Genomic DNA, 24,463 nt, shown 5'->3' with positions numbered 1-24,463 from the left:
TGAACAACTTTTCAGTGTTATAGGTTAATTAGCAAACAACCCAGCACCAAATCAATATAGACTAGTGCTGGATTGTTTTTTAGATACTACTTAAATTCAATTTCCTCTGCCGAAGCCCCTTTAGTATACGTAATGGTCGCTCCATCAGGTAAATTTCGTATTTCTTTTACATTTTTTCCTTCGATAATAATTTCACCAATTTTCGTACCTTTAAAGTCAATAATCGCATTTCCTTTTTTTGGACTAATCGTTACTGTTTTATCCGCAAATCCTTCCCCATGGAATTCAGCATATTCACTAAATACCGCAATTCCATTTTTAATATTCGTATTTTTCCCTAACGATAGCGAAATGCTTGGGCGATTCATGATCAGTTTACCTGTTTTGTAGTTATCAAAATTGTATACATTTTCAGGTGTTATTGGTGTTGGTATTTCCTCATTGTCTGCTTTCAAATCAATTTGAACTAATACTGGGTCATGATCTGATGCACGGCCTTGTGCTTCTGTAAAGTTCGCATTTATATGAATCAAGTCAATTTCTGTAACGTCAGCAAGCTTATTCGAAACTAAAATATGATCCAACACTTGATTGTTTCCTTGGAAGAAGTACGTAAAACGATCTTGCTCCGGGGCTTTATCTATCATATTCGTTAAAACATCACCCTTTAACGTTTGAAGAGCTGGTGTGAATTCAAAGTCATTCATGTCCCCTGCTACAATGATATTTAAATCTGGATTAATGGCAAGTCCTTCATCGATAAAATCATTGATGGCTTGAGCAAGCTGAATACGTTTCTTTACTGATTCTAGCACTGGTGGCTGAGTTGGTCCCCAAAGTGAACCATCTCCACCTTTAGAGTTTAGGTGAGCTCCGATAATCACTACACGTTCTTTCTGGAATTCAAATTCGGCTGCAATTGGTTTTCGTGTATCTACAAATTTTGATGGATCAACAAAGCCAGGATTTAAAGCGAGACTTCCATCTGCTGTCCACGTATTGGTTTGGTCACCCATCCCTTTTATACCTGACACTAATGAAACACGTTCTGGATTATATAGGTAACCTACACGAATATTACCGCCAGGTGCACCACCTACTGTATTGTTAATTGGCATGACATCAATCCAATCATACGCAGGACCACCCGCAGCTTTAATTGCATGAATTAATCGCATATAGCTTTCCGATGCATCCGCATTTCCTGAATCAGTTTGTCCATCATTATCTTGAACTTCGACTAATGTAATAATATCTGGTGATTTCATATTATTCACAAATGTCCCTGCAATTCTGGCTACTTTTTCGTTTGATGTATTGGCAGGATTATTTGAAAAGTTTTCGATATTATAGGAAGCGACATTTAACTTGTCCGCTACTGGTTCAAGATGCGTCACTTCTTGCTGAAGATTCGCTTTTGTCACTTCTGGGAAGACTTTATTTGTGTTCAGTCGATAGCCATCTGTAAAATTCTCTACAAATCCGATAAGGGCATCATTAAAACGATCACCTGAATCATAGTTTTTCCCTGCTACCCCTTCAAGCATAATTTTTTCTGGGTTATAATCATCGGCCGCTATATTTAAACCACCATTCACATTGAATGTATTATTAGTTGTGCTCGGTACAACAATTGGAGAATCGTTATTATAAATCGGTCCTATTACTCTCGCATCCGGGAATGATACCAGCATATACTCGATAGATTCCCAAAAATCGATGCCATCTTCTTGTGGGTCAAAAATTGCAAAACTATCATTATCGATAATTTTATTTGGTGGCAACAGATCCTCCCCTATCACAAGGGCTTCTGGAATTCCTGCTGTACCTGTTTTTGTAATATTTGTTGCTGCAATTTGTGTATCTGTCAATCGAGAGTTGCCACCTGCCTCTACTACATTTCCTGAAACGTTAATAACGTCCCCTACTGCTACATTATGTCCTGTCTTATTTACTTTGATAGCAGTTGATTTTACGCCATCAAATGACGACTCGTTTTCTTGCATAATAAAGCTAGTTGAATTTAAAACGAATGTTACAATTCCTGCCACATCATTTACTGTTAAATCGACATATGGTGTTTTATGGCTTGCCCCTTGAATATCGCTAATCTTGGCATTTTTAGTATCAATAATTTCATAAACAAATGTAGCAATTGCACTGTTCGTTAAACCTTCTTTCACTGCAATCGCTTTAAGCGTCATTGGTTTATTAACAAGGATTTCCTCTGTATACTTTGCACTAGCTGTTGTTGGCGTTGAGCCATCCACTGTGTAATAAATCGTTGCTCCTTCAGTCATTGTAGAAAGGGAGACTTTCGTGCCAGCTGTTACGCCCCCGACGTGAGAAGCTTTGATATCCTGCACCTTTGTTACATCTTCAATAACGCGAAGAGGGAGCAATTGATGGTTTGTATATTGACCAACAATCCCTGTAATTTCCCCATAAGTTTTTCCACTCACTAAACCAGAATCTCTTGTTTTATCGTAAATAGCAAATGGGCCTACTTCGTCAGTACCTGTAAAGTTTTGACCCGAACCAGTAACGGTAACATTTTTAATTGTAACTAGTTTCGATTCATTGTCTTCCGCTACCTCATTACTTTTAATAAGATGTGGCTCTGGTATTGTCGAAGGAACAGGCATACCAACAAGTGAAATATTCGTTAATTGCTTTAGACCGCTATATTCATCTACTCGTCCTTGCACCGTCACTCGATCACCGACATTTGCGGCAAGACTATCCACAGGATAGATGGCTATCGCCGCCCCATCTTCATCTTGAATGTGTGCTGTAGCCGTTTCTAATTTTGCTGTCACGATCCCTGATACGATAACAGTTTGCCCGATTTCTTTATTACGAGCTTCCGTAATAGATATAACAGTTGGCTCGTCTTTAACCGTATAATCAAAGGATGCAATGTCACTATCGTCTAGGCCTGTTGCAGTAGCAAATGCTTTTATAGTCATGGCTTCATTTACAACAATCCCCGCTGCTGCATCATAAACCTCACTAGCTACTGACGGTTCAGAACCATCGATTGTGTAATAGATGGTTGCATTTGGGGTATTTGTAGACAATGTTACTTTCGTTCCTGCATAAACTTCGCCTGTTGCTGGTAAAGCCTTAATATTCTCTACTTGTGTTGGCTCATAGTTTGATACTAATTGGAAGCTTTCCGCGCTTAACGTTTTTAATTGATAGGTCCCGTTAAAAATTGACGCAATCCCTGTCACTGTGATGACATCATTGTTATTGAAACCATCTGCTTCAAACTGAGAGAACTGATAGCCTGTACGGTTATCATGGCGAATTAACAGCTCGTTATTTGCTGCATCGACTGCTTTAAATTCAAATGTACCATACGTACCAGATGGCGCTAAATCTTTAATCTTCACATTTTCAAGTGTGATTAATCTTCCTTGTGTGCTATCATCCGCAATCGGTAAATTTACTGTCTGCGGTGTAGGTGCCGTCCCTGTAGAAATCCGTTCAATTGTCGGTGAATTAAATTGAACTTCTCCACTATATAAACTAGTTTTCCCTGTGATGCCGACAATATCTCCAACAGCTAAGCTCCCTGCTTCTGCAGAACTAGAGAAGACATATACCCCTGCTGTCTCATCCTGTACATAGAAGGCCTTGCCTCCCCAGCTACCAGGTAATGTCGTAACCGTCCCTTGAATTTGAACTGTGCGGTCTGTTCCAACAGCTGCACGAGCTTCGGCAATTGTTGCTGTCTCGGGAGGATTTGGTTCAGTAGTATCGTCCCCAACAAACTCCATTGAAGTTGGTGATTTTAGCCCTGCATGGTTGCCAAAATATTTTTCCAGTGAACCTGTTATTCTAACTTTTTTCCCAAGATTACTTGGGTTAGTAAATAATCCGAAATTGGCTCTATAGGAGCTTGGTAATTGAATATACAGCATTTTCGTGACATCTGTTTCATCTGGTGTATCAGCGATCGCAATATTTGTGTCACTTTCTGCTATCACAGAATAAGAAGTTTCACTTTTGGCGAACCCTACTATATATCCCTCTACAGTAACATTACTCTTTACTGCGGTTGGATCAAATTGATTGACCGCTTCCCCCACTCCAATAGCTTCTGTCGTTTCGGCCTTTACAACTGTGAAGTAAGGTGAAATCATAGAGATTACAAGTAAAAATGATAACGCTATTTTGGTAACGACATTACATTCATATTTCTTCATTCGCTTAGCTCCTTATGATTTTAGTCTGAATAATCTTTTCCTTAGGTTTTACATGGAAGTTATTATTCAATTACTGTGTTCCCTACAATGGTTAACCCATCTAAAGAGAGGGTTATATTCGGCGCATAAATGATTAAATCCCCCGAAATAGTACCTGTACTACCAGATGGCATTAAAGAAATTCGTATTAAAGCTTCTCCAAAATACAGATGATTAGTTTTTTTCGGGTTTAAATATACCCATCATGGCACGATCATTAAATTATTAATCTTTTTATAAAATTGTGACGAGCGCTGTACATCCTTGTAATCGGTGTTACTACAACCGCTGAAGCTGTTAATGCGTTCAAATACTTGGATTTCCCCACCTACTCATACTTGGCGTAATCCCTCCCTTTTCCTGTTTAGTAAAGATAAGTTTTAAATCCTCTTAACAAAATTATCGGTAATTATCAAACAATACCAAAATATTGTTTAACATAATAATTTTAACAGGAAAATAATAAATACTTTGTTATTTAATATGAATATTCTAAATTCTATGTAAAATAGTACATATTTATCTTTTACAATAGTCATTCGAATAGTAGTTTTATATTATGTAATTACATTTTCGTATGAGCTAATGTACCAGCTCAGTTCCGGCGGCATAAAAAAACTTCACTACTTTTGTAGAGAAGGACTGACATGACACCATAATAGCAGCTCGCTGAAAGATTGTTGCTTGACTGCATTCCCTTCCACTCCTTCATATGAAGCATCGAGATACAGTAAAACGCACCATAGCCCATCACACTTGTTGTCATAGTGGATAATAAAAAGCCCTCCATTTGTGGAAGGCTAAAGTCAATTCGTTTGGTTTGTTATAGTAAGGAACATCTAATCTTTTAAAGGTTCATCTTCTTCCATTTTCGAATTTTAGTTCTGAAATTTGTAAATGGAGCAACTGAGTTAATATGAACCCATTTCCAAACAGGCCAATTAGCTTGTGTTTTTGCCCATCGTCTTTGATCAACTTCAAATAATTCCTTTTCTGAAAGGGTATTTAACCACTCACATAAATGATTGACAGCTTCATTAAGCATTAATTGTTGTTCCTTCAAAGAGTACTCTCCGTATTGTTTATAAAAAGAGTTATACAATCCACTTAGATTATTCCATTTATAGCCTTCTGCAGGTGTATGTACTTCTTCGCCCTTTTGTTCTTTTTGCTCCCAGTGAAGCAAAAGATTTATCCAACCAAGTTGATAAGAAAGATTTTCAGACGGCGTTTTATCAACTTCTTTAATCCGTTTGTTTTTCAAGATTTCTGGTATATCATGAAATTCGGCAATATATTTTTTATACTTTTCGTTAATCGTACTAATCAATTCTTCTTTGTTGGCATACTGTCTCACTCTATTTCCGTCCCTTCCACCTATTTCTTAAGTTCAGTCTAACATAACGCGAATACGCTAATTTTGAAATTTTTTTTAAAAAAGTTGTTATATGGTAAGTGTTACCTTCTATTTTTTCGGTGGATGTATAAGTAACCAAAATTTACACACACTAACCTTGAGTGTATTACCCATAACGAGTGAAACAGAGGGTTTTATTACGTTCTTCTTTTCTTATGTGTGATGATTAATAATAGAGGTGCTTGAAGTGACTACATTCGGAAAATGCTTATATATCGCATTCTTCATCATTATTTTTTTATTTACAACCATTTGGAATTATATTAAAAATGGTCATTGGGCTTTGCTAGAAAATTTATTCTTTGCCTTTTGGGTGGCCAGTTTCTTATTCATGGCATTACTACTCAGAAGTAAAAAAGAAGAATCGGAAAAAGCTGAAAATAGAAGCTGATTTGCCTGTTTTAACTAGTGTTAAAATCCGCATCTATATTTGCTGTAGCTCTAATAAGCTGCAGCTTTTTTATTGTTGCATTCATAAAAGCTAGTCAGAACTACTATTTTATCGGTATATTAAAACTTAAAATGTTATACTATTCAATAAATTACTTTGAAGAAAGGAACGTGAATGATGGAGGCGAAGACCATTTTGTTAGATCAACTTTTAGCTAATGCAAATGACCCAAGTTGGTATATCTCATTTTCTGAAGTCGTAGAAGGGTTATCTGAAGCAGAAGCCTTTTGGAAACCCGATTCTTCTAGCCATAGTATGGCTGAAATTGTCCAGCATCTAATCTACTGGAATGAAATTTGGCAAATACGGTATCGAGAAAATCAAGTGAAGGCTCCTTCGCAAACAAATAATGCGAATACGTTTCTAGTTAAAGAGGAGGTAACTTTCTATGAATTAAATGAAAAGTTATTACATATCCTACTTACGTGGCAAGAATTAATTGAGGAAGAGCAACTTTTATCTATCGTAAATGGGTTCCCTGTGAAGGCGCAATGGTGGGCCATCATATCTAATGCCGCTACCCATAATGCCTATCATATTGGACAGCTCGCCTATTTACGTAAAATGGAAAAATAGACATTTATATGCTATACTCTTAAAATAGGACTACTGTTAATAGTCCTATTTTTATGTGCTGCCGCTTATTTAACTCAAATAACACCAAAGGGAGATGCATGTGAGCCTTGAAGAAATTACACAGATCTATTCATTTTTCTTAACAACGCCACTTATAGTAAGGCTAGTTGTATTTAATTTTATTTTTAAAGCTTACAAACATACTATGGTTATTTTATTGGATGCGATTGTTTTAGTATCAACCACTATTTGGTTAATATTGATTAGAGAGGTCATTTTCCCTCTGCCTTCGTTAATTTTAAATGTATTTAGTGTACTCTACATCCTATTGATTATTGACATTTCTCTCAATTATTATCGCTTAAAAAGGAAGAGCTCCTTGCAGTGAAAAGCCCAATTTATACATATAAACAAGCTCCAAACAAAAGAAAAAAGCATCTTTTTTCAAGATGCTTTGCTCTTACTATTGGGGCAATTCTTCTGGTGCTTTCTCAAATTCAAGTATATGTCCATCAATTTTTGCTCTTTCTAGTTCCTCAATAAATTCTTCTTTACGTTCATCAAGTCTGGAGTCAAGTGTGTTTTGATAACCCGGAAATAGATTGTAATCTACTGGTTTCCCCATAAGTTCACCTCTTATTCTCAGCTTTTTTATTTATTATAGGGTATATTGATATTTTCTGACAATTGTTTATGTCAATTTTGATTACAAGGACTGACAAGACAATACAACGGAAGTCTTATAAAAAACGCCTACCTATACTTTATTGCCCATAAAATTATGCTGATAAATCGAAACAGCAAGGTTTATCTTTGCCTCTAAACGTGCAATTTTCACAAACTTTGTTGATAATCCCTAGACTGTTCCTCCCCTTTTTCACGGAAAATAAAAGCATTTTCCCTCAATTAGGTATGCTACAAAATCTTAAGAAATCTTCATAATTTTTCTCAATAATTATTAATAATTACCATTTACAATAAGAAAAGTCGACAATAGATTAACATAGTTAGGAGCATCTTGTCTTGGGCGTTACAGATATTATGAATAACATTCGAATTTTAATGTTGCCAGTCATCCTTATAGTTGGTGCTGAGTTCTTACTTATTGGACTTTATTATTTCCTCTATCATAAAAAACATCAGTCAAATCGAAAAAAAATAAACTTTAAGCAACTGATACTTGTAGCACTCTTTATCGGCTATATTGTATTTGTGTGTGAACTAACGATTTTTGGGCGTGGTTCTTCCCATTTCATGCAAATGAATCTACAACCATTTAGTGGCTATATAGATGCATGGAAGAAATACTCGTTACGTGATCTTCAAAATTGTATTTTTAACATTTTAATGTTTGTGCCACTAGGCATTTTCTTACCTTTACTTTTCTCTAAATTTAAATTGTTTAAATGGCTTCTTCCTGTAGTGGTGATGGCAACCTTATCCATTGAAACGTATCAAACACTTACAGGAGCAGGGATTTTCGAGCTTGATGACTTAATCAACAACTCGCTTGGTGGGATTATTGGATACCAGTTATATAGACTAGGATCTTCCATTGTTCAGCATAAAAAAATAAAAATGAAAAGTTTGATCGGTAACCTAGCCATTCCTCTCATGATGGGTTTGATTTTTATTGGCATGATGATTGTCTACGCTCAACAGGAATTTGGTCATTTAGCAATTAATGCCTACACAAAATCAAATATGTCGGATGTTGATGTAACAACCTCATTAGATTTACATACAGCATCTACCGTTGCCCCCGTGTATAAAAAAATAATTCATACAGATGAAGTTGAGACTTTGTTGCAAAAGAAATTGGATTTATCAGAGTTAAGTCGGCAGGATATTAGTGGTGATCGTGAGCTCTTATTGAAAGATAAAGCCGAGAACTCGTATACGCTATTTATTAATTCAGAGGGTAATTGGTCGCTAACAGAAGATCTTTATACGCCCGTACAACCTTCTTTAGCTGTGCAAGAGACACTTGTGAAGAAGGCAAAGAGTATGATGGATGAGCTTTCTCTCCTTCCTAAAGATGGGGAGTTTACAGCTTTGGATAATGGCGTATTTGAATGGACGCTTCCTGACCAAGCTGAATTGAACCAAGATTATTGGCTTGGTGAGGTAGAGCTCGGTTTGAAGCCAGATGGTAGTTTGTATTCATTATCGTATAATATTCATGAGCATCAATTGATCCGTGAAGTAAATATTTTGTCACCTGCAGAGGTGTATGAACGAATTAAAAATGGCAAATTTCCACAGATAAAATATAATGCACTTGTAACAGAAGAAGAACTGTTGATAAAAAAAGGCGATCAGCTTACTGTCGATTTAATAGAGCTCTCGTATATGTATGATACAAAAGATTTCTATCAACCCATATACAGAGTTTCTGGTACATTAAATGGAAAAAGTTGGTTCACCTTGATTCAGGCGAGAAAGTAGCTTTTTTGATACCGCTAACTAAGGAAAGCCCAGACTTGATACTGGGCTTTCTTTTTATATGAGTTGAAATAACATCTCAAACTTTGGAATACTTCTAACAAAATGGACACCATCAACAAATAACTACTTAAAAATACTAGTGTTTTTAGATTTTATCTAATCTGTAGCCTAGGTGTCCGTTCAATTAAAGATAAGAGAGTTGAATATAATATTTATATTGAGAGCATAAAGGAGGGTTAGAGAATGTTCGGTAAACATACATGTCAGAACTGTTGTCCAAATGAAATGAAATATTTTCCAAAAATTGTTGCACTTCCTGGTCCTGTTGTTCCTGTCCCTTCACCAGATCGAAGTGTTTTAGCGTACGGATCCCTTAGAGGAGATACATTGGGCCCTTTATCACCTGATCCAACACCCGTCACTTTCCAAGTGGTTGGTGCGCTATCAAATGTTACGGTTAGCCCATCTGGGAATGAATTGGTCGTTCAAAATGACGGTGTCTATCAAATCACCATTTCGATTAATGCGCAAGCAACAGCAGCCCCTGATCCTGATCAACCATTTTTCACAGTTAGCATTACCGTCAATGGTCAACCGATTTTTCTAAACGGCATTGCAGTCTTTAATGTTGTCAATAGAAGTAGCTCGGCCTATGTGGTCCAAGCTACATTAGCCGCAGGGGATTTGGTGGGAGCCAGTGCAGCTTCAGATTCCTTCGTCGCTAGTTATGCTAACCGCTCCTTAACGATTGTTCAATTGAGTGGTTAGATTAAAAGTATATAAAGGACATTAGCTCTCATCTCTAAATTTTAGAGATGGGATCTTTTTGATTTGACGAGGAGTGTATTCAGCTTCCTCTAATACTTATTATTTATTTCTTACTCATAATCAAGTGACGCCAAGTCTGTTCTTCTCCTATTTTTTAGGTACGCCTGAATGATCATGTGTTATAGTAAAAAAAATAGTTACATGAGGTGGAACAATGGTTAGAAGAAGATAGCTAGCCTCCTAGGTTGTCAGTAGATTTAGGGGGCGAACTTAATTGATAGGAGTGTTCTATACATGAAACAAAATAAATATGATGAAATCAATTTCTTTTCCGAATATGAAAAAATGCCACGTTCTGTTCAAGGACTAGACGCGGCAGGTGAATGGCACGTATTAAAAGCACTTCTTCCAGATTTCCAGGATAAGACCGTACTTGATCTAGGCTGTGGCTTCGGCTGGCATTGTCGCTATGCCCGTGAACAACAGGCAAAATCAGTAATTGGTGTGGATTTATCAGAAAAAATGCTGCAAAAAGCGCAGGAAAAAACGAATGATCCTTTTATTACCTATTTAAAGATGCCGATCGAAGATATCCATTTCTCCGCTTCTCAATTTGATGTAGTAATTAGTTCATTAGCGATTCACTATGTACAATCCTTCGAAGCACTTTGTAAGAAGGTTTATGCTTATCTAAAACCTAATGGTTCATTTGTCTTCTCTGTAGAGCATCCTATATACACATCACGCAATGAACAAGATTGGGTCTACGATGAGAATGGCAACCGCCTGCATTGGGCAGTTGATCATTATCAGACAGAAGGCATTCGAGAAACGACCTTCCTTACCGAAAATGTTATTAAATACCATCGCACACTGTCTACTTATATGAATGTCTTAATACAAGCTGGATTTACGATAAGTGCGGTGAAGGAACCTATGCCTTCAGAGGAAATGCTAAAAAATATTCCGGACATGCAAGATGAACTACGGAGACCTATGTTTTTAATCATTGTAGCTGAGAAAAAATAATCACTGTGTGCTTAGGCAATATGGATCGGGTATCGCTAAGTATACAGCTATATCGTATATAAACAAAAAACCAGATGCTCTCTTTTGGGGAGCACCTGGTTTTATTGTGAAAGTGAATCTTACTAACTTACTTAGTTTTGATTCGTTATAATACTACGACAACTTGAGGCGCTGAACAAGTTAAAATATTTTCCAATAGGATTTTAGGGGGAATTAATGCTTTTTCGAGAAAATAAATCATTCTATCAAATTTTAAGTCTTTCTTAGTTTCATTAAAATAAGAAATAATGAAAATGACTGAACGTAGCTCATGACACAGGGTCATTTACCAATGACAGCCCCAATGTATGGGTGGGTGACTGTTTGCTATTTTCACATAATTTAAAGTATGTTTCTACAAACTGAAATTGATAACAATGCTCTCCCTGCTCTAACTGAAAAATTTCTGCTGAAAGCGTGAAATCCACTTCATCATTCTCGCTTGGTGATGGGAAAGCAAGACATGGCTGTTACAACCATACAGGTCTCTATGGTTTTAACTATGATAGGTGAAGCTACTAATTTTTCGTGCTATTCATAAAATATGTTGAAGAAACACGTCTGTAAAGGAACATTAAACAAAAAGACCAGTCACTCTTTTAAAGAGAACTGGTCATTTTGCGTTTAGGTTGAAGACTATGAAATATCTTCTTTCATAGATTAACATATTATTCTGAACAATATCTGAACAACCATACAAAAAAGACTAGACTCTCACATGATGATGTAAGCTCTAGTCTTTTAAGTGAAAGTGAATCTTACTAAATCTTGTCTAGCTTTAGATTCAAATTACAATACGAATGAACAGGCTAAAGGTTTCATAAATTCTTTATTTTTTCGTTAAATTATAGGACTACCACCACAAAAAGACCAGGAAACACGAAAAAATGTGAATCCTGGCCCTTTTGTGAAAAGTGAATGTTACTAGTTTGCTTTAGTTCTTTGTATTCTACTGATGAGTTAGACGGCTGATGTTTTAAAAAGTTACACATTCTTAAAAATTTTTTACTCTACTAAAAAAATGGCAAATCAAACACGCCGTCAGCTCCATCTATAGCACACGCTCCTCTGACTTATATCGGTCTTTTTCCAGTAAAGATATTTGTCCTTCAGCAGCTACTCTTCCTTTAGCCCATATTTTCCCTTCCGAAGCCGTGACACTCCAGTTAAATTGTTGTGTGCCTTTATTTTTCACCTCATATCAGATACCGAGTTCTTCATCAGAATGGTCACTATAAAAGGAGGTATGAAATTCACCATTCCCAGTTGGTTCATCTACATAATTCACAGGGAAGATCTATGCTGTATCCCTACTTATTTAGCTTGTGTTGGATACTAACTAATTCTGTGAATCTTCCGTTGCTTTTTCTAAAAGACTAAAAAAAGCGTGATCTTTTATCAGTTCAAAGCTTTCATTTGTGTTAAGGAGAACCAATATTTTATTTTTAGAATCAATGAACATCGGGTAGCTTGTATTGAGTGAAATTGTCATTCGGTAATCGTAATCAATAGTTTTTATGGCTGTTTTTTTGAATGTTGCCTGTTGAAAAGACTGTATCAATTCTTGCTGTGTTTCTTTTGATATTTTCATTTCAGAAAAGATATCTTCTGTATCTGTATCTATACGATGTAGCGTAACAGTGGAATTTTCCACATGAAAATTAGCATTTTCTAATAGATCAATAGCAGAATAGCTTTGATCTTTCCATGTAATGAGCATAACACTAATAATTACTGCTAAGAGTAAAGATAAGCCTATTTTAAATTTTTTCATATTACTCCTCTTTCTCAGTACCTAAAACTTGACAAAAAAATGTTTTTATGCTAAAATTTACATTTAAATAAATATTATATATAATAGGATTCTCCTGGCCAGGGGAATCCTATTTTTTGTTAAGGAGTGTTGGTATGAATCAACAGGAATCTAGTATCACTTCATTAGTTGCTGCCTTTAGTAGAGCCTACCATAGCCAATTTGATACGCCGAAAATTTTTGATGATTATATAGCCAAAGAATTGATTTCACAAGAAGAATATCAAAATATCCAAGCTAATTTGATACAAGGCATTGAATTTTTTAATAAAGATATCGCTACAAAATTTAAAGACGATTCAAAGGAATTAATAAAATGGATAACACAAGTTCAACTCTCACCGACTCCTTTGGCACGTGCTGCTTATTGTGAAAGGGTCTTGCATAGCGAAATACAGCTTGGTGTCGAGCAATATGTCATCTTAGGTGCTGGCTTTGATACTTTTCCCTATCGTCAGGAGCAAGGACAAACCATGCTGGAAATTTTTGAGGTGGATTATCCCACAACACAGGAATCAAAAATGAAAAGATTACAGGAAGCTTCTCTCCCCCTCTTGAATCATCTGCATTTTGTACCGATGGATTTTACAAAGCAATTTCAATCTCAATTATTTTCAGAGCAAGGCTTTCAATCTAAAAAAACATTTTTTAGTCTGTTAGGTGTGTCCTATTATTTAACAAAAGATGAATTAGCAAGTTTACTCAATCATCTATTTGCCTTAGTTCCATCAGGTAGTTCCATTGTTTTGGATTATGCTGATGAAACACTCTTCACGGAAAAAGGACTCTCCAATAGAGTAGAAAACATGGTCAAAATGGCCGCAGTTGGTGGTGAACCAATGAAATCATGCTATGCTTATGAGGACATGGAGAGGATGCTAGATCGATTAGGTTTGCTTATATATGAACATCTATCTCCTACAGCGATTCAAGAGCTGTATTTTCAAAATCGAACAGATTATTTATGTGCTTTTGAAACTATACATTATATGCATATTGTTAAAAAATAGGTCCATCCCATTTAATTTTATAAAATTCTAAATTTTCTTTTTATTACCCAGGCAATTAACTATTTCAATATAGAGAATTAGTATACTATAGTAGTGTAAAGCTAATTAGCCTTACACCTCCTAGATTTGTTACTAGGGTCACTGTTAACGCAGTGACCCGCTTATAATGATTGACATACACCTAAAGGATTCCCATCAGGGTCATAGAAGGTAAAAAATTTGGTGTCCCCTTCTCCTTCTAAAGCCTCGACTTGAACATGATGATCTACTAGAAATAAATAGGTCTCTTCAATATTTTGAGAGAGGAAGTTTACATATTTCCCCACACCAAAGTGATTGTCTGGAAAATGACATGGCTGATGCTCCTTAGCTTTTACTAAGCAAATGACCGTGGGGGATTGTTCAGTGATTTTCATAACTGCTGCGCCCTCTTCTATATATTGAAGCTTAAATCCGAGTATTTCCTCATACCATTTAGACGATAATTTAGGATCTTTTATTGGAATAAAAATGGCCTCTACACCTTTAAATAAGGATTGTTTCATTTTTCTTACCTCCATTTCACAGTTTGTTTTCTTCATTTTATTCTCCTTCAAAAAAATTCATTGAGATTTTCATTATTGATTATTTTACCTGTCTTTTGCTTATCCTTAATAGTATCGGAAATGTCTTCTTTTCCTAGAGGAGGTGTCCACCATTAAACACAAGGTATCATTCATCCTATTGCTGTCAGTACTTCTTTTACTAGGTGGATGCTGGAATAAGCGGGAGTTAAACGAACTAGCTATTGTTACGGCTGTTGGTGTGGATAAATCGGACGAGCAATTCGAAATTTCTGTTCAGATTGTTAATCCAAGTCAAGTGGCTTCGAACAAAGCATCTGGCATTCAGGTCCCTGTTTTTACCTACCATGCAAAAGGTAAATCATTATTTGATGCCATTCGAAAATTAACAGCGCTAACACCTAGAAAGCCTTATTATGCGCATGCCCAAATTATTATTATTGGTGAAGAAATGGCTGAGGAAGGTATGAATAGCATTTTAGATTTATTTCAAAGAGACCCAGAAGGACGAAGTGATTTTAACTTTATTGTTTCTCATGATTCGACTGCACAAGAAATATTAAGTGTTTTAACCCCTTTAGAGGATGTGCCTGCTAGCAAAATGTTTAAATCATTAAAGGTTTCTGAAGCAGTATGGGGGACAACAGAATCTGTTATTCTTGATGATTTAATCCAATCTTTAGGCAGTATTGATCATAGTGCCGTCTTACCCTCTATTCATATACACGGTGATGCGGATGCTGGAGATTTTAGCTCAAATATAGAAAAAATTGATAGCCCTGCACAATTAAAATATGGTGGACTGGCTATTTTTAAAAATTATAAGCTCATCGGCTATTTAACAGAACAAGAAAGCAGAGACTATAATTTTTTAAATAATAATATAAAAAGTACATTTGAAATTATTGCTTGTCCTGAAGAAGGGAAAATCTCAACAGAAATTATTAATTCTTCTACTAAAGTGACAGGTCATTTTCAAAATGATATACCTTCGATTTCCATCAAACTTGATATTGAGCAAAACGTTGCAGAGGTAAGTTGTTCTTTAGATTTAACAAAATCAAAAACCATCGATGCTTTAAATAAAGAAACGAGCAGACAAATCAAGGAACGATTAGAACGTACACTTCAAACAATTCAACAAACCTATCAAGCCGATTTATTAAAATTTAGTAATGTACTACATCGAGAGGACTATCGAGCATGGAATCGAATTAAAAAGAACTGGCAAACCCTCTACCCTAATCTTGAAGTTCAAATTGAAGTCGATGTGCATACAAAAGGAGTAGGAACTGCAACAAAATTAAAGCTTGACTAATTCGTAAAAATGACCAGTACTCTTTTAAGGAGTACTGGTCATTTTAATTAACGTACCGCTTCAAACGTTATGAGTGACGTTTCTTCAGTTGGTTGTTGAAGGAACTTATAATTCGCAGAACAAGTTATTGCAGAAAAGCCAATACTTTGTAATAGAAGCTTAAATTCTTCAATCCCATACCAGCGTAATAAAAACTTTTGTAGTTCCGTATCACTTAATGTGCCTTGTTGCCACTTCTCATATTTTAAAACCATCAGCGTATATTGCTCCACCCAATTCATGGCAATCGATTTTCTTTCAAGGGCAATTCCTTCATCTTGTGAAATTTGATGGTAAGATGTCGTAATTTCTCCTGTTTTCCAGTCTGTAGGAAGTAATAAATCTACTAGGAGTCTCCCACCAGGGACAAGGTGCTGATACATAGAGGTTAAAGCTGATAGTGCTTCTTGATGATTTTCAATTAAACAAAATGAGCCTGTAGGCATAACAATGGCTTCGTATTGTTGCCCTAAGGTGAATTGGCAAACATTCCCTTCATACAGCACTGGCGTCAATCCTCGTTCTTGGCATCTTTTTCGACAGGATGCTAGCATTTCAGGGGAATGATCAATTCCCTCTATATCAAAGCCTTTTTCCATAAAAGGAATATAGAAACGTCCAGAACCAACCCCTGCTTCTAGAATCTTCCCCTTTACACCTTGCAGTCGTTCTAGATAATATTCAATATCTCCATCAAGCGAGTATCCAACTGGTTTCGTAAAATCATAAAGTGCTGTGCTTAACGGTCCGTAATTTTTGTACATATATTCTCCTCCGATTGTTTGCGGAAGAAATCAACTAATCTATTTATTCTCCCGCACCTTAATTATATTCAATGGGAAAACAGAGCTGACTATCATCATCTATCACTCACTTTCTTGTAAATTTAGTTAAATTATACATTTAATTGTTGTTTTAATCAATGTTTCTATTGATTTCCTATACATTACAATTTAATGTACAAATTAGCACAAATTATCAAAAAACCCTTCCCATTAAACGGTACCATTGAGTTAAGAAAGGATGATGGTATGGATTATTTTGAAAGAATTCAAAACGCCATAGAGTTTATTGAGAAAAACCTACGTGAAAAGTTAACGATTACAGATATTTCTTCTCAGTCTTACTTTTCAGCATTTCATTTCCAACGACTTTTCCAAGCCATTACAGGTTTTTCTGTGCAGCAGTATATTCGCAACAGGAGGCTTTCTGAAGCAGCTTCCTTATTAGCAACAACAACGCAGAATATACTTGAGATTGCAATCAACTTTCAATATGGTTCTCAGGAGGCATTTACACGGGCATTTGTTCAGTATTTTGGTGTCACACCTGCTAAATACCGAAAAGGAGCCAACTCCATACCATTTCAAACCAAAATAAACTTTTTGGATTATAAACTGGAAGGAGAACTCCCTATGCAGCGACCGGAAATACTTCACTTATCTAAAAAACGTATTACAGGCTATGAATACAAAACGTCCTTACAAGACGAACAATACTATGCAGAAATCCCTGGCTTTTATTTGGATTTTGGTCAGCAGCAATATTATGAACGAATCTCCCATAAGGTAGCCCCTAATATGGCGTATGGCATTTCTACAAACTTTCAGGAGGATGGCCGGTTTTCTTTTATTGTAGGAGAGGAAGTCGAAATCTTTGAGGAGCAATTAGAGAAAGGCTTCACCCACCTTGAAATTCCTGCTGGTAAATATGCGGAGTTTACATTGAATGGTACTGCGGAAGGAATTCAAAATACAAGACGTTTCATTTACGGCGTATGGTTGCCGAATTCTAATTATGAGCGCGATACAGGTCCTGATTTTGAAATAACGGATGTCATGCAATCGATCTATCCACAGGAGATGAAAATGAAAATCTACATTCCCATTAAAGAATAATAAAGGAGCAAGGTCGATGATTATTGAGAAAGTATTTAAGCAGTTCCCTACCCTACATTCAGCTAATTTACAATTTAAAAAAATTGAAGACTCACATATACAAGAGCTATTTGCTATTTATGATAATGACAAGGTATTTGAGTATTGTGGCATCATCCCAAAACATAACCTTCAAACTGTTCAAAAAATGATTGGCCATTTTGAACGTGATTATACGAAGAAAAGCAGGATTAAATGGGGGATCTTCGAAATATCACAGCGTGAAAAACTAGTAGGGATTATCGAAGCGATGGACTTTAATCAAAAAGTAGATATGGTAACAATCGGTTACTATTTAGCTGAAGCATCCTGGGGAAAAGGCATTGCATCAGAGGCAGTTGCAACAATCGTAAAATTTTTATTGGAAGAGGTAAATGTTAATCGAATACAGGCAGAAGTCATGCCTTTAAATGAACCCTCGAAAAAGGTTCTGTTAAAAAATGGATTTTTAAAAGAAGGTCTTCTGAGACAAGCTTCATTATGGTCTGGTAAGGGTGTTGTTGATTTAGAGATATATGGCTTATTGAAAGGCGATTACAACTTGAAAGACTAAACTCTACTAATGAGTTTAGTCTTTTTCTTATATTGTACAGATAAATGGACATTTTACCATCTCCTAAAGGGCTCTTTAACATAGACTAGAAATAGATGACTCATGCTAGCATGACATTGTAATCATAAAGGAGCGTTTTAGAAATGGATGGAAACAGATATTTAACACGAATGAATTGGGAATTTAACAATTATCATAAATTTTCTAAATGCTATTGTGACTCAAAGAATGTTTACTTTGGTCACTCTCCCAGCGTAGATCATCCTATTATTGAGGAAGATTCTTATAAAATAAAATATTATAATAGTCCCCCATTTGAAAAAAAATATCAGAAACAAAATCAAATTGAAAAGCATTGTAAAAGCTGTATTTGTAGTCACTTAGAATGTTTTGAACCAGGGACTTTAGTAGATGTATACCTTTCAGATGGCAGCCAATTTCTAGGAATATACTTTATTTATCTTATTCCGCAAAGCTGTTGCGGGTACTTCCTTCAAATCGATGATATGGCACGGCCTGTCATTATGGACTGTCAAAACATTGATGCGATACGTAAAACTTGTTGAGGTAGTTGATACTTTGGCTTTTCTCTTTTTATTATTAAAATAGGCTGGTTAATTGCTATACAAGCATAACCAGCCATTCGACTACCCCTCGTTTATCCATTGAATTAGTTGTTCATTAAAAAATACAGGCTCTTCAAACATAGGATTATGACCACTTTTTTCAAAAATGACTTTCTTTACATAGGGAATATGATCTACTGCATCCCATAATGAAATAGGGGCTACTAAATAATCATACCTGCCTAGACCTAAAAAAATTGGCTTGTTAACTTGTAGCATTTGTTGTAAAAGGTTCTGCTCCGCAAAAGCTACTCCCCATAGATAATCAATAATTTCCATATTCGGATGAACGTTATCCCACATAGAGGTAGCATTGAACATAAAATCATAAAAACTATGCGCCCCCATACGAATACACATATGAACAAAGCGTCGTTCAGGCTCCTTCTTTAGATCCTGTTCCAATAAGGCTATTTCGTGCGCAAATTGATGTTTACGCTCCATACTTGCATGTGCCTCAAAATAAGACAAGCTTTGTTGCTGTCTTTCTTGACTATTCGATATTGCTGTATTTAAGAGTACGAGTTTTTGAACATGCTGGGGATAAGCTGTGGCATACGCCATTGCCATAAATGCATGTCCTGAATGTCCTAACACTATTAAAGTATCTAGCTGTAGGATTTGTCTCGCATACTCCATATCCTTCACTATTTTGTTTAATGTGTAATCTTCTTGCGTAAATGCTTGAGCTGGCTTACCAAAACCTCGATGATCTAAAAAAATCACCTGGAAATGTTGATAAAAGTCTTCTGAGAACAGACGTGGATAATAAACACTACTCCCCACCACTAAAATTGGTTGGCCTTGCCCCTTTATACAATAGTTTAATTCAAATCCATCACACATAAGTTTTTGATATGTCATTTTCTTAATCCTCTTTTCTATTTTTGTATCATCACTCCCTTCCCTCTTGGTTTTCCCGTGTTTTTTCCATTGAACGCTCTAGCATTCTATCACCCCAGTAGATGTTATTATTTACAATAACAATATCATTTCCTCAGATTCCTAGCAATGAAGGATCGTGTATACTGAATAAAAGGAGAATGTCTATGAAGGAAGATCTAATAAAGCGTTTGCGGTTATTTTTATTTAATGAGAAGCATCAAACGTTAGTGGGTAAACCTGCAAGTCAAAGGGAAATAATAGAGGCACAGCAACAACTTCATGTACAATTTCACAGCGACTACGTAGCGTTCATTGAAACGTTTGGTGGGGCATATGCAGGTATAGCAATCCATGCTTTTTCTAACGGCTCAAGTCTAGGAAACGAAACCGTTGTCGATTTAACACTGGATTTTCGTCAACAATATAAAGAGTTCCTATCTCCAAATGTTTTAGAAACGAGCTATGTTATTTCAATGGATGGTGGAGGTAATCCCATTTTCATCGATCCATCAGGCCATGTTTTTATTTGCGATCATGATTGTGGAGAAATTAAGCGAATAGCTGATTCATTTGAGTTGCTGATAGAAGATTGTTTTTATGAATGGTAAGTTACTTAAGTAAAGAAGAGGTTAAATATAATGGACAAACAATTAGAACACATACTTACATTAAGAAAAAACGGACAGCTTGAGGAAGCAAATCAATGTATGGTGGCACTGGTCAAGGAACAGCCTCAAAATGCTTATTATCAATTTCAATGTGCTTGGACATTTGATTCTTTAGGGCAGGAAAAAGAGGCTGTTCCGCACTACGAAGAAGCGATAAAGTTGGGGCTAGAGCCAGAAGTTTTAGTGGATGCCTATCTTGGTTTAGGGAGCACCTATCGGACTATAGGACAATACGAGCAAGCAAAACGGATCTTTGAACAAGCCATTCACGAGTTCCCGAAGGCGGAGCATATCAAGGTCTTCTATGCCATGACACTTTATAATCTTGGCGAACATGCAAAATCAATGGAAACATTATTGAACACGATATTACGCACAGCCAATCATCAAGGCATTCAAGATTATAAAAAAGCTATTCACTACTACAGTGATAAGCTAGATCAAACATGGTTATAAAAAACAGGCCCTATTTAGAGCCTGTTTTTAGCATTATTATATGGAAGTTTGCTTTTTGAATGTAGAAGATAACGCCATAATCAAGAATGTAAGTATACCGCTAAAGAAAAATAAATAGCTCAATGGAATTAAAAAGAAGTTTTTCTCCACTATCGTACCATCTGCTAGTATCTCATCTCCTATAAGGCCTTTTATAAATAAACATACGATCCCCATGATCATCGGAATTGTGGCAAGTAAATATTTCCCCATTATTTCTTCCTCCATTTGTTAAATCCTTGTTGTAATTGATGATAGCGTTATTTTTATTGCAAGTCAATTATTTTTTATCGAAAAACAATAAATAGTTATTGATTAACACTCCTGCCTAAAAGAACAAACGTTCCCTCCTCTTTTAATTTCTTGTACGTGATTTATTATGTTTTTTGAGTAAATTTTGTGCGAGTTAGTATAAATAATTATATAAATTTATGTCGGATAATCTGTTATAATAGGCTTTAAAAAACAGCTACTTTATTAAAAGTAACCGTTTTTCCATAAAATCATATTGATTGAGAAGCTTGTTGTATGAGGGCAGCGACCATTTTATCCATCTGAGCAAAGCGATCATCCTGCGTTTGTCCTTGAACATAGCGATAATAGATTTGCTGACAAATAACGGCTAATTTAAAATAAGCAAATGTACAGTAATAATGAATAGCTGACACATCTCGCCCACTTTTCTCTGCATAACGATCAATAAATTGCTGTCGGGTATAAAAGCCTGGTAATACAGTTACTGGTGGTTCACCAAGTGCATATAATAGCATTTTCGGGTCATCTGCTTGCATCCAATAACTCATTGCTACACCAACATCAGCAAGTGGGTCCCCTACTGTTGCCATCTCCCAATCAAAAAGGCCAATCATTTCGGTATAGTCCTCGGAGAACATTGCATTATTCAATTTATAATCGTAATGAATAATGGTTGCCTCATGATTGGACGGAAGATTGTTTTTTAACCAATCTGTTAACATCGCTATTTCTGCATGTTCTGCTGTTTTCGCATTTTCATAACGCTCAATCCAACCATACACTTGTCTTTCAAGAAATCCGTCAGGCTTCACGATATCCTTTAACGGAGTGTCCTGATAAGGAATAGCATGTAATGCAACTAAAGAATCAACCATCAGTTCGGACAATTGACGTGCTAGCTCCTCTGTTGGTTCTGTGCCTTTTGGAAAATGTGTATCAAGGACGATTCCTTTTTTGCGCTCCATTAAAAAGAAATCACTACCGATAATGTCTCGATCCTCTACATAGACATATGGTTTTGGAACCGATGGTAAAAATGGATGCAGTGCCGATAAAATCGTAAATTCCCGCTTCATATCATGCGCTTTTTTGGCAACTGGTCCAAGCGGAGGACGACGTAGAACAGCTTCAAAATCAGCTATTTTTAAACAATACGTCAAATTGGAATGCCCTGCACTAAATTGTGCTATTTCAAGCTTCCCCTGTGGAAGCTCAGTGAAATAACTCTCTAAAAAGGCATGTAGTTTATCAACATCCAAACGTTCACTTGACCTTACTTGCATCGTATCCATTCTATTTCCCTCCTTAAATAATGGAGCTCATGCCCCCATCTACTACAATGACATCCCCAGTTACATAGTCCGAAGCTGGTGCTGCTAAAAATAAAGCTACGCCCTTCAAATCATTTTCGGAGCCTAAGCGTTTCAACGGTGTAACACCCATCAAATAGTCTTGTCCACGTTCGATTAAGACATTGGACATTTTCGTAGGGAAAAAACCTGGTGCAATAGCGTTGACATTGACTCCATGTGGCCCCCATTTGACGGCTAAATCCTTCGTTAAAGTAATGACAGCCCCTTTACTCGCGTTATAGGCAATCGTATCCATAAAGGCTGGTAGCGTTCCACCTAGTCCAGCAATAGAAGCAATATTAATGATTTTGCCGCTTTTCTGCTCTAGCATAATTTTGCCAACGGCTTGGCTGAATAAAAATGTCCCGTTGACATTGACATCAAATACTTTTTGCCAGGCTTCGTAGGGCATATCAATGGCAGGTGTTCCCCATGATGCGCCACTGTTATTGACTAAAATATCAATTCTACCAAATGTTGTAATCGTTTGGGCTACCACATTGGCAATATCCTCAGGCTTTGTGACATCACAGGCTAGAGCTAATGCTTGAACACCAAGCTTTTCGAGTCCTGCGGCAACCTCCTCACATGCCTCCACCTTTCGTGAGCATAAGACCACATTGGCTCCAGCCTCTGCAAATCCTTGAGCAATTTGCGCACCGAGTCCACGTCCTCCACCTGTCACAATCGCTGTTTTACCTTTTAAGCTAAATAACTCTAGGACCGTCATTTCACCAGCTCCTCTTGTTTGTTGGCATGCTTTTTCAATTCTAGTTTAGCAATGGTATTACGATGCACCTCATCTGGTCCATCCGCTAAACGTAATGTACGAGAATTCGCCCATTGTGCAGCAAGCGTAGTATCGGGACCTACCCCAGCAGCACCAAATGCTTGGATAGCTCGATCAATGACTCTGAGTGCCATATTTGGAGCAACTACCTTAATCATAGCAATTTCAGCTTTTGCCTCTTTGTTGCCTACTGTGTCCATCATATAAGCAGCCTTCAATGTTAAAAGTCTTGCTTGCTCAATATCCATCCGAGATTCTGCAATGCGCTCCCGCATTACCCCTTGATCTGCTAGTGATCGATGAAATGCCTGTCGCGCTTGTACACGCACACACATTTCCTCTAATGCACGCTCTGCGGCACCAATAAGACGCATACAATGATGAATTCTACCTGGTCCTAGTCTGCCTTGCGCAATGGCAAAGCCTTTACCTTCACCCCATAAAATATTTTCCACCGGTACACGCACATTGGTAAATGTAACCTCACCATGTCCTTCTGGCGCATGGTCGTAGCCAAAAGCCGTTAGCATACGCTCCACTTTTACTCCTGGTGTATCCATCGGTACAAGAATCATAGACTGCTGCTCATGGATAGGAGCCGTTGTATCTTTATGCTTGCCCATAAAAATAGCCACCCTACAGCGAGGATCCCCAGCACCAGTTGTCCACCATTTATGGCCATTTAAAATGTATTCATCTCCATCGCGTTCAATGCTTGCCTCAATATTTGTAGCATCACTGGATGCAACGGCTGGCTCCGTCATCGCAAAGCAGGACCGTATTTCACCTCGTAATAATGGTTCTAGCCACTGTTTTTTTTGCAGTGCCGATCCATAGCGTACAAGTACTTCCATATTGCCTGTGTCAGGTGCATTACAGTTAAACACTTCGGGGGCAAGAAGTGAGCGGCCCATGATTTCACATAAAGGTGCGTATTCTAAGTTGGTTAAACCTGCCCCATATTCACTATCTGGTAAAAATAAATTCCACAAACCTGCCTGTTGTGCCTTCTGCTTCAGCTCCTCCATAATCGGTGGAATCGCTCCCCAACGATCCTCCATTGCCTCAACCTGTGCAGCATAAACGGCCTCATTTGGATAAATGTATTGCGCCATAAAATTCTTCAGCTTGTCCTGTAACTTCTCAACTTTTTCACTATAGGAAAAATTCATTAGAAG

At 36.8% G+C, this 24,463-nt stretch carries 23 protein-coding genes; 12 read left to right on the top strand and 11 right to left on the bottom strand.

Annotated elements, in window-relative coordinates; all coding sequences use genetic code 11:
* Positions 1–86: 86 nt before the first annotated feature.
* Together B3D98_RS18180 and B3D98_RS18175 are read right to left on the bottom strand one after the other, a co-directional pair.
* Positions 87–4,214, bottom strand: coding sequence for a chitobiase/beta-hexosaminidase C-terminal domain-containing protein (locus B3D98_RS18180; RefSeq protein WP_288584953.1), 4,128 nt, complete (start codon positions 4,212–4,214; stop codon positions 87–89).
* A gap of 886 nt (positions 4,215–5,100) precedes the next feature.
* Positions 5,101–5,610: a ClbS/DfsB family four-helix bundle protein gene (locus B3D98_RS18175; RefSeq protein ID WP_288584951.1), complete on the bottom strand. Its 510-nt coding sequence runs from the start codon at positions 5,608–5,610 to the stop codon at positions 5,101–5,103.
* A 247-nt stretch (positions 5,611–5,857) separates the two neighbouring features.
* On the opposite strand from B3D98_RS18175, the gene B3D98_RS18170 reads away from it, so the two are divergent.
* Positions 5,858–6,061, top strand: a complete 204-nt coding sequence (locus tag B3D98_RS18170) for a hypothetical protein (RefSeq protein ID WP_048392560.1) — start codon at positions 5,858–5,860, stop codon at positions 6,059–6,061.
* A gap of 174 nt (positions 6,062–6,235) precedes the next feature.
* Entirely contained in the window at positions 6,236–6,697 is a 462-nt protein-coding gene (locus B3D98_RS18165) for a DinB family protein (RefSeq protein ID WP_288584949.1), read from the top strand.
* Between the two features lie 463 nt (positions 6,698–7,160).
* Here B3D98_RS18165 and B3D98_RS18160 read toward each other — a convergent pair whose 3' ends face one another.
* Complete coding sequence (locus B3D98_RS18160) at positions 7,161–7,322, bottom strand: hypothetical protein (protein ID WP_199768259.1); 162 nt, start codon at positions 7,320–7,322, stop codon at positions 7,161–7,163.
* A 398-nt stretch (positions 7,323–7,720) separates the two neighbouring features.
* Here B3D98_RS18160 and B3D98_RS18155 point away from each other — a divergent pair, with 398 nt between their 5' ends.
* The 3 genes from B3D98_RS18155 to B3D98_RS18145 all read left to right on the top strand — a co-directional run bounded on the left by B3D98_RS18155 (position 7,721) and on the right by B3D98_RS18145 (position 10,942).
* Positions 7,721–9,145 carry a VanZ family protein gene (locus B3D98_RS18155; protein WP_288584944.1) on the top strand — a complete coding sequence of 475 codons (1,425 nt, stop codon included), beginning with the start codon at positions 7,721–7,723 and terminating at the stop codon, positions 9,143–9,145.
* A gap of 243 nt (positions 9,146–9,388) precedes the next feature.
* Positions 9,389–9,913, top strand: coding sequence for a hypothetical protein (locus tag B3D98_RS18150; RefSeq protein WP_103118271.1), 525 nt, complete (start codon positions 9,389–9,391; stop codon positions 9,911–9,913).
* A gap of 294 nt (positions 9,914–10,207) precedes the next feature.
* Positions 10,208–10,942 (top strand): class I SAM-dependent methyltransferase, encoded by a 735-nt coding sequence (locus B3D98_RS18145; RefSeq protein ID WP_103118272.1) that lies wholly within the window; start codon positions 10,208–10,210, stop codon positions 10,940–10,942.
* Positions 10,943–12,320: 1,378 nt separating this feature from the next.
* Here B3D98_RS18145 and B3D98_RS18140 read toward each other — a convergent pair.
* Positions 12,321–12,755 carry a hypothetical protein gene (locus B3D98_RS18140; protein ID WP_066037272.1) on the bottom strand — a complete coding sequence of 145 codons (435 nt, stop codon included), beginning with the start codon at positions 12,753–12,755 and terminating at the stop codon, positions 12,321–12,323.
* A 134-nt stretch (positions 12,756–12,889) separates the two neighbouring features.
* On the opposite strand from B3D98_RS18140, the gene B3D98_RS18135 reads away from it, so the two are divergent.
* Positions 12,890–13,804, top strand: coding sequence for a class I SAM-dependent methyltransferase (locus B3D98_RS18135; RefSeq protein ID WP_288584939.1), 915 nt, complete (start codon positions 12,890–12,892; stop codon positions 13,802–13,804).
* 161 nt (positions 13,805–13,965) lie between these two features.
* Here B3D98_RS18135 and B3D98_RS18130 read toward each other — a convergent pair whose 3' ends face one another.
* Positions 13,966–14,349, bottom strand: a complete 384-nt coding sequence (locus B3D98_RS18130) for a VOC family protein (RefSeq protein WP_054550489.1) — start codon at positions 14,347–14,349, stop codon at positions 13,966–13,968.
* Positions 14,350–14,491: 142 nt separating this feature from the next.
* Between B3D98_RS18130 and B3D98_RS18125 the strand changes: the two genes are divergently transcribed.
* Positions 14,492–15,685: a Ger(x)C family spore germination protein gene (locus tag B3D98_RS18125; RefSeq protein ID WP_054550372.1), complete on the top strand. Its 1,194-nt coding sequence runs from the start codon at positions 14,492–14,494 to the stop codon at positions 15,683–15,685.
* A gap of 47 nt (positions 15,686–15,732) precedes the next feature.
* Here B3D98_RS18125 and B3D98_RS18120 read toward each other — a convergent pair whose 3' ends face one another.
* A complete protein-coding gene (locus B3D98_RS18120) occupies positions 15,733–16,488 on the bottom strand; it encodes a class I SAM-dependent methyltransferase (RefSeq protein ID WP_279495218.1) in 756 nt (251 codons plus the stop codon).
* A gap of 267 nt (positions 16,489–16,755) precedes the next feature.
* Between B3D98_RS18120 and B3D98_RS18115 the strand changes: the two genes are divergently transcribed.
* From B3D98_RS18115 to B3D98_RS18105, 3 genes are all read left to right on the top strand, one after another.
* Entirely contained in the window at positions 16,756–17,622 is an 867-nt protein-coding gene (locus B3D98_RS18115; protein WP_066037269.1) for an AraC family transcriptional regulator, read from the top strand.
* A 16-nt stretch (positions 17,623–17,638) separates the two neighbouring features.
* Positions 17,639–18,214, top strand: a complete 576-nt coding sequence (locus B3D98_RS18110) for a GNAT family N-acetyltransferase (RefSeq protein ID WP_048392543.1) — start codon at positions 17,639–17,641, stop codon at positions 18,212–18,214.
* Between the two features lie 143 nt (positions 18,215–18,357).
* Entirely contained in the window at positions 18,358–18,780 is a 423-nt protein-coding gene (locus B3D98_RS18105) for a hypothetical protein (RefSeq protein ID WP_288584933.1), read from the top strand.
* A gap of 81 nt (positions 18,781–18,861) precedes the next feature.
* Here B3D98_RS18105 and B3D98_RS18100 read toward each other — a convergent pair whose 3' ends face one another.
* Positions 18,862–19,704, bottom strand: coding sequence for an alpha/beta fold hydrolase (locus tag B3D98_RS18100; RefSeq protein WP_279495220.1), 843 nt, complete (start codon positions 19,702–19,704; stop codon positions 18,862–18,864).
* A 185-nt stretch (positions 19,705–19,889) separates the two neighbouring features.
* Here B3D98_RS18100 and B3D98_RS18095 point away from each other — a divergent pair, with 185 nt between their 5' ends.
* Together B3D98_RS18095 and B3D98_RS18090 are read left to right on the top strand one after the other, a co-directional pair.
* Positions 19,890–20,333 (top strand): SMI1/KNR4 family protein, encoded by a 444-nt coding sequence (locus tag B3D98_RS18095; RefSeq protein ID WP_054550378.1) that lies wholly within the window; start codon positions 19,890–19,892, stop codon positions 20,331–20,333.
* Between the two features lie 30 nt (positions 20,334–20,363).
* Complete coding sequence (locus B3D98_RS18090) at positions 20,364–20,849, top strand: tetratricopeptide repeat protein (RefSeq protein WP_288584929.1); 486 nt, start codon at positions 20,364–20,366, stop codon at positions 20,847–20,849.
* Between the two features lie 36 nt (positions 20,850–20,885).
* On the opposite strand, the gene B3D98_RS18085 is transcribed toward B3D98_RS18090, so the two are convergent.
* The 4 genes from B3D98_RS18085 to B3D98_RS18070 all read right to left on the bottom strand — a co-directional run bounded on the left by B3D98_RS18085 (position 20,886) and on the right by B3D98_RS18070 (position 24,457).
* Positions 20,886–21,101, bottom strand: coding sequence for a DUF3955 domain-containing protein (locus B3D98_RS18085; protein WP_048392534.1), 216 nt, complete (start codon positions 21,099–21,101; stop codon positions 20,886–20,888).
* A 290-nt stretch (positions 21,102–21,391) separates the two neighbouring features.
* Positions 21,392–22,435 (bottom strand): phosphotransferase family protein, encoded by a 1,044-nt coding sequence (locus B3D98_RS18080; RefSeq protein WP_288584925.1) that lies wholly within the window; start codon positions 22,433–22,435, stop codon positions 21,392–21,394.
* A 13-nt stretch (positions 22,436–22,448) separates the two neighbouring features.
* Positions 22,449–23,225 carry an SDR family oxidoreductase gene (locus B3D98_RS18075; RefSeq protein ID WP_048392531.1) on the bottom strand — a complete coding sequence of 259 codons (777 nt, stop codon included), beginning with the start codon at positions 23,223–23,225 and terminating at the stop codon, positions 22,449–22,451.
* Positions 23,222–24,457, bottom strand: coding sequence for an acyl-CoA dehydrogenase family protein (locus B3D98_RS18070; protein ID WP_288584920.1), 1,236 nt, complete (start codon positions 24,455–24,457; stop codon positions 23,222–23,224). Before B3D98_RS18070 ends, B3D98_RS18075 begins: the two co-directional genes overlap by 4 nt.
* Between the last annotated feature and the right edge of the window lie 6 nt (positions 24,458–24,463).

Origin of the sequence: Lysinibacillus sp. UBA5994 (assembly GCF_002429725.1) — a bacterium.
Taxonomy (GTDB): domain Bacteria; phylum Bacillota; class Bacilli; order Bacillales_A; family Planococcaceae; genus Lysinibacillus; species Lysinibacillus capsici.
Note: the sequence above shows the minus strand (reverse complement) of the source record. Positions and strands in the feature narration are given on the sequence as shown.

What these genes read in the sequence shown, in the direction of transcription:
- B3D98_RS18140 (WP_066037272.1), bottom strand. Translation starts at nt 12,755, where the DNA reads ATGAAAAAATTTAAAATAGGCTTATCTTTACTCTTAGCAGTAATTATT.
- B3D98_RS18090 (WP_288584929.1), top strand. Translation starts at nt 20,364, where the DNA reads ATGGACAAACAATTAGAACACATACTTACATTAAGAAAAAACGGACAG.
- B3D98_RS18085 (WP_048392534.1), bottom strand. Translation starts at nt 21,101, where the DNA reads ATGGGGAAATATTTACTTGCCACAATTCCGATGATCATGGGGATCGTA.
- B3D98_RS18100 (WP_279495220.1), bottom strand. Translation starts at nt 19,704, where the DNA reads ATGACATATCAAAAACTTATGTGTGATGGATTTGAATTAAACTATTGT.
- B3D98_RS18145 (WP_103118272.1), top strand. Translation starts at nt 10,208, where the DNA reads ATGAAACAAAATAAATATGATGAAATCAATTTCTTTTCCGAATATGAA.
- B3D98_RS18075 (WP_048392531.1), bottom strand. Translation starts at nt 23,225, where the DNA reads ATGACGGTCCTAGAGTTATTTAGCTTAAAAGGTAAAACAGCGATTGTG.
- B3D98_RS18070 (WP_288584920.1), bottom strand. Translation starts at nt 24,457, where the DNA reads ATGAATTTTTCCTATAGTGAAAAAGTTGAGAAGTTACAGGACAAGCTG.
- B3D98_RS18165 (WP_288584949.1), top strand. Translation starts at nt 6,236, where the DNA reads ATGATGGAGGCGAAGACCATTTTGTTAGATCAACTTTTAGCTAATGCA.
- B3D98_RS18105 (WP_288584933.1), top strand. Translation starts at nt 18,358, where the DNA reads ATGGATGGAAACAGATATTTAACACGAATGAATTGGGAATTTAACAAT.
- B3D98_RS18160 (WP_199768259.1), bottom strand. Translation starts at nt 7,322, where the DNA reads ATGGGGAAACCAGTAGATTACAATCTATTTCCGGGTTATCAAAACACA.
- B3D98_RS18080 (WP_288584925.1), bottom strand. Translation starts at nt 22,435, where the DNA reads ATGGATACGATGCAAGTAAGGTCAAGTGAACGTTTGGATGTTGATAAA.
- B3D98_RS18130 (WP_054550489.1), bottom strand. Translation starts at nt 14,349, where the DNA reads ATGAAACAATCCTTATTTAAAGGTGTAGAGGCCATTTTTATTCCAATA.
- B3D98_RS18120 (WP_279495218.1), bottom strand. Translation starts at nt 16,488, where the DNA reads ATGTACAAAAATTACGGACCGTTAAGCACAGCACTTTATGATTTTACG.
- B3D98_RS18095 (WP_054550378.1), top strand. Translation starts at nt 19,890, where the DNA reads ATGAAGGAAGATCTAATAAAGCGTTTGCGGTTATTTTTATTTAATGAG.
- B3D98_RS18115 (WP_066037269.1), top strand. Translation starts at nt 16,756, where the DNA reads ATGGATTATTTTGAAAGAATTCAAAACGCCATAGAGTTTATTGAGAAA.
- B3D98_RS18180 (WP_288584953.1), bottom strand. Translation starts at nt 4,214, where the DNA reads ATGAAGAAATATGAATGTAATGTCGTTACCAAAATAGCGTTATCATTT.
- B3D98_RS18110 (WP_048392543.1), top strand. Translation starts at nt 17,639, where the DNA reads ATGATTATTGAGAAAGTATTTAAGCAGTTCCCTACCCTACATTCAGCT.
- B3D98_RS18135 (WP_288584939.1), top strand. Translation starts at nt 12,890, where the DNA reads ATGAATCAACAGGAATCTAGTATCACTTCATTAGTTGCTGCCTTTAGT.
- B3D98_RS18150 (WP_103118271.1), top strand. Translation starts at nt 9,389, where the DNA reads ATGTTCGGTAAACATACATGTCAGAACTGTTGTCCAAATGAAATGAAA.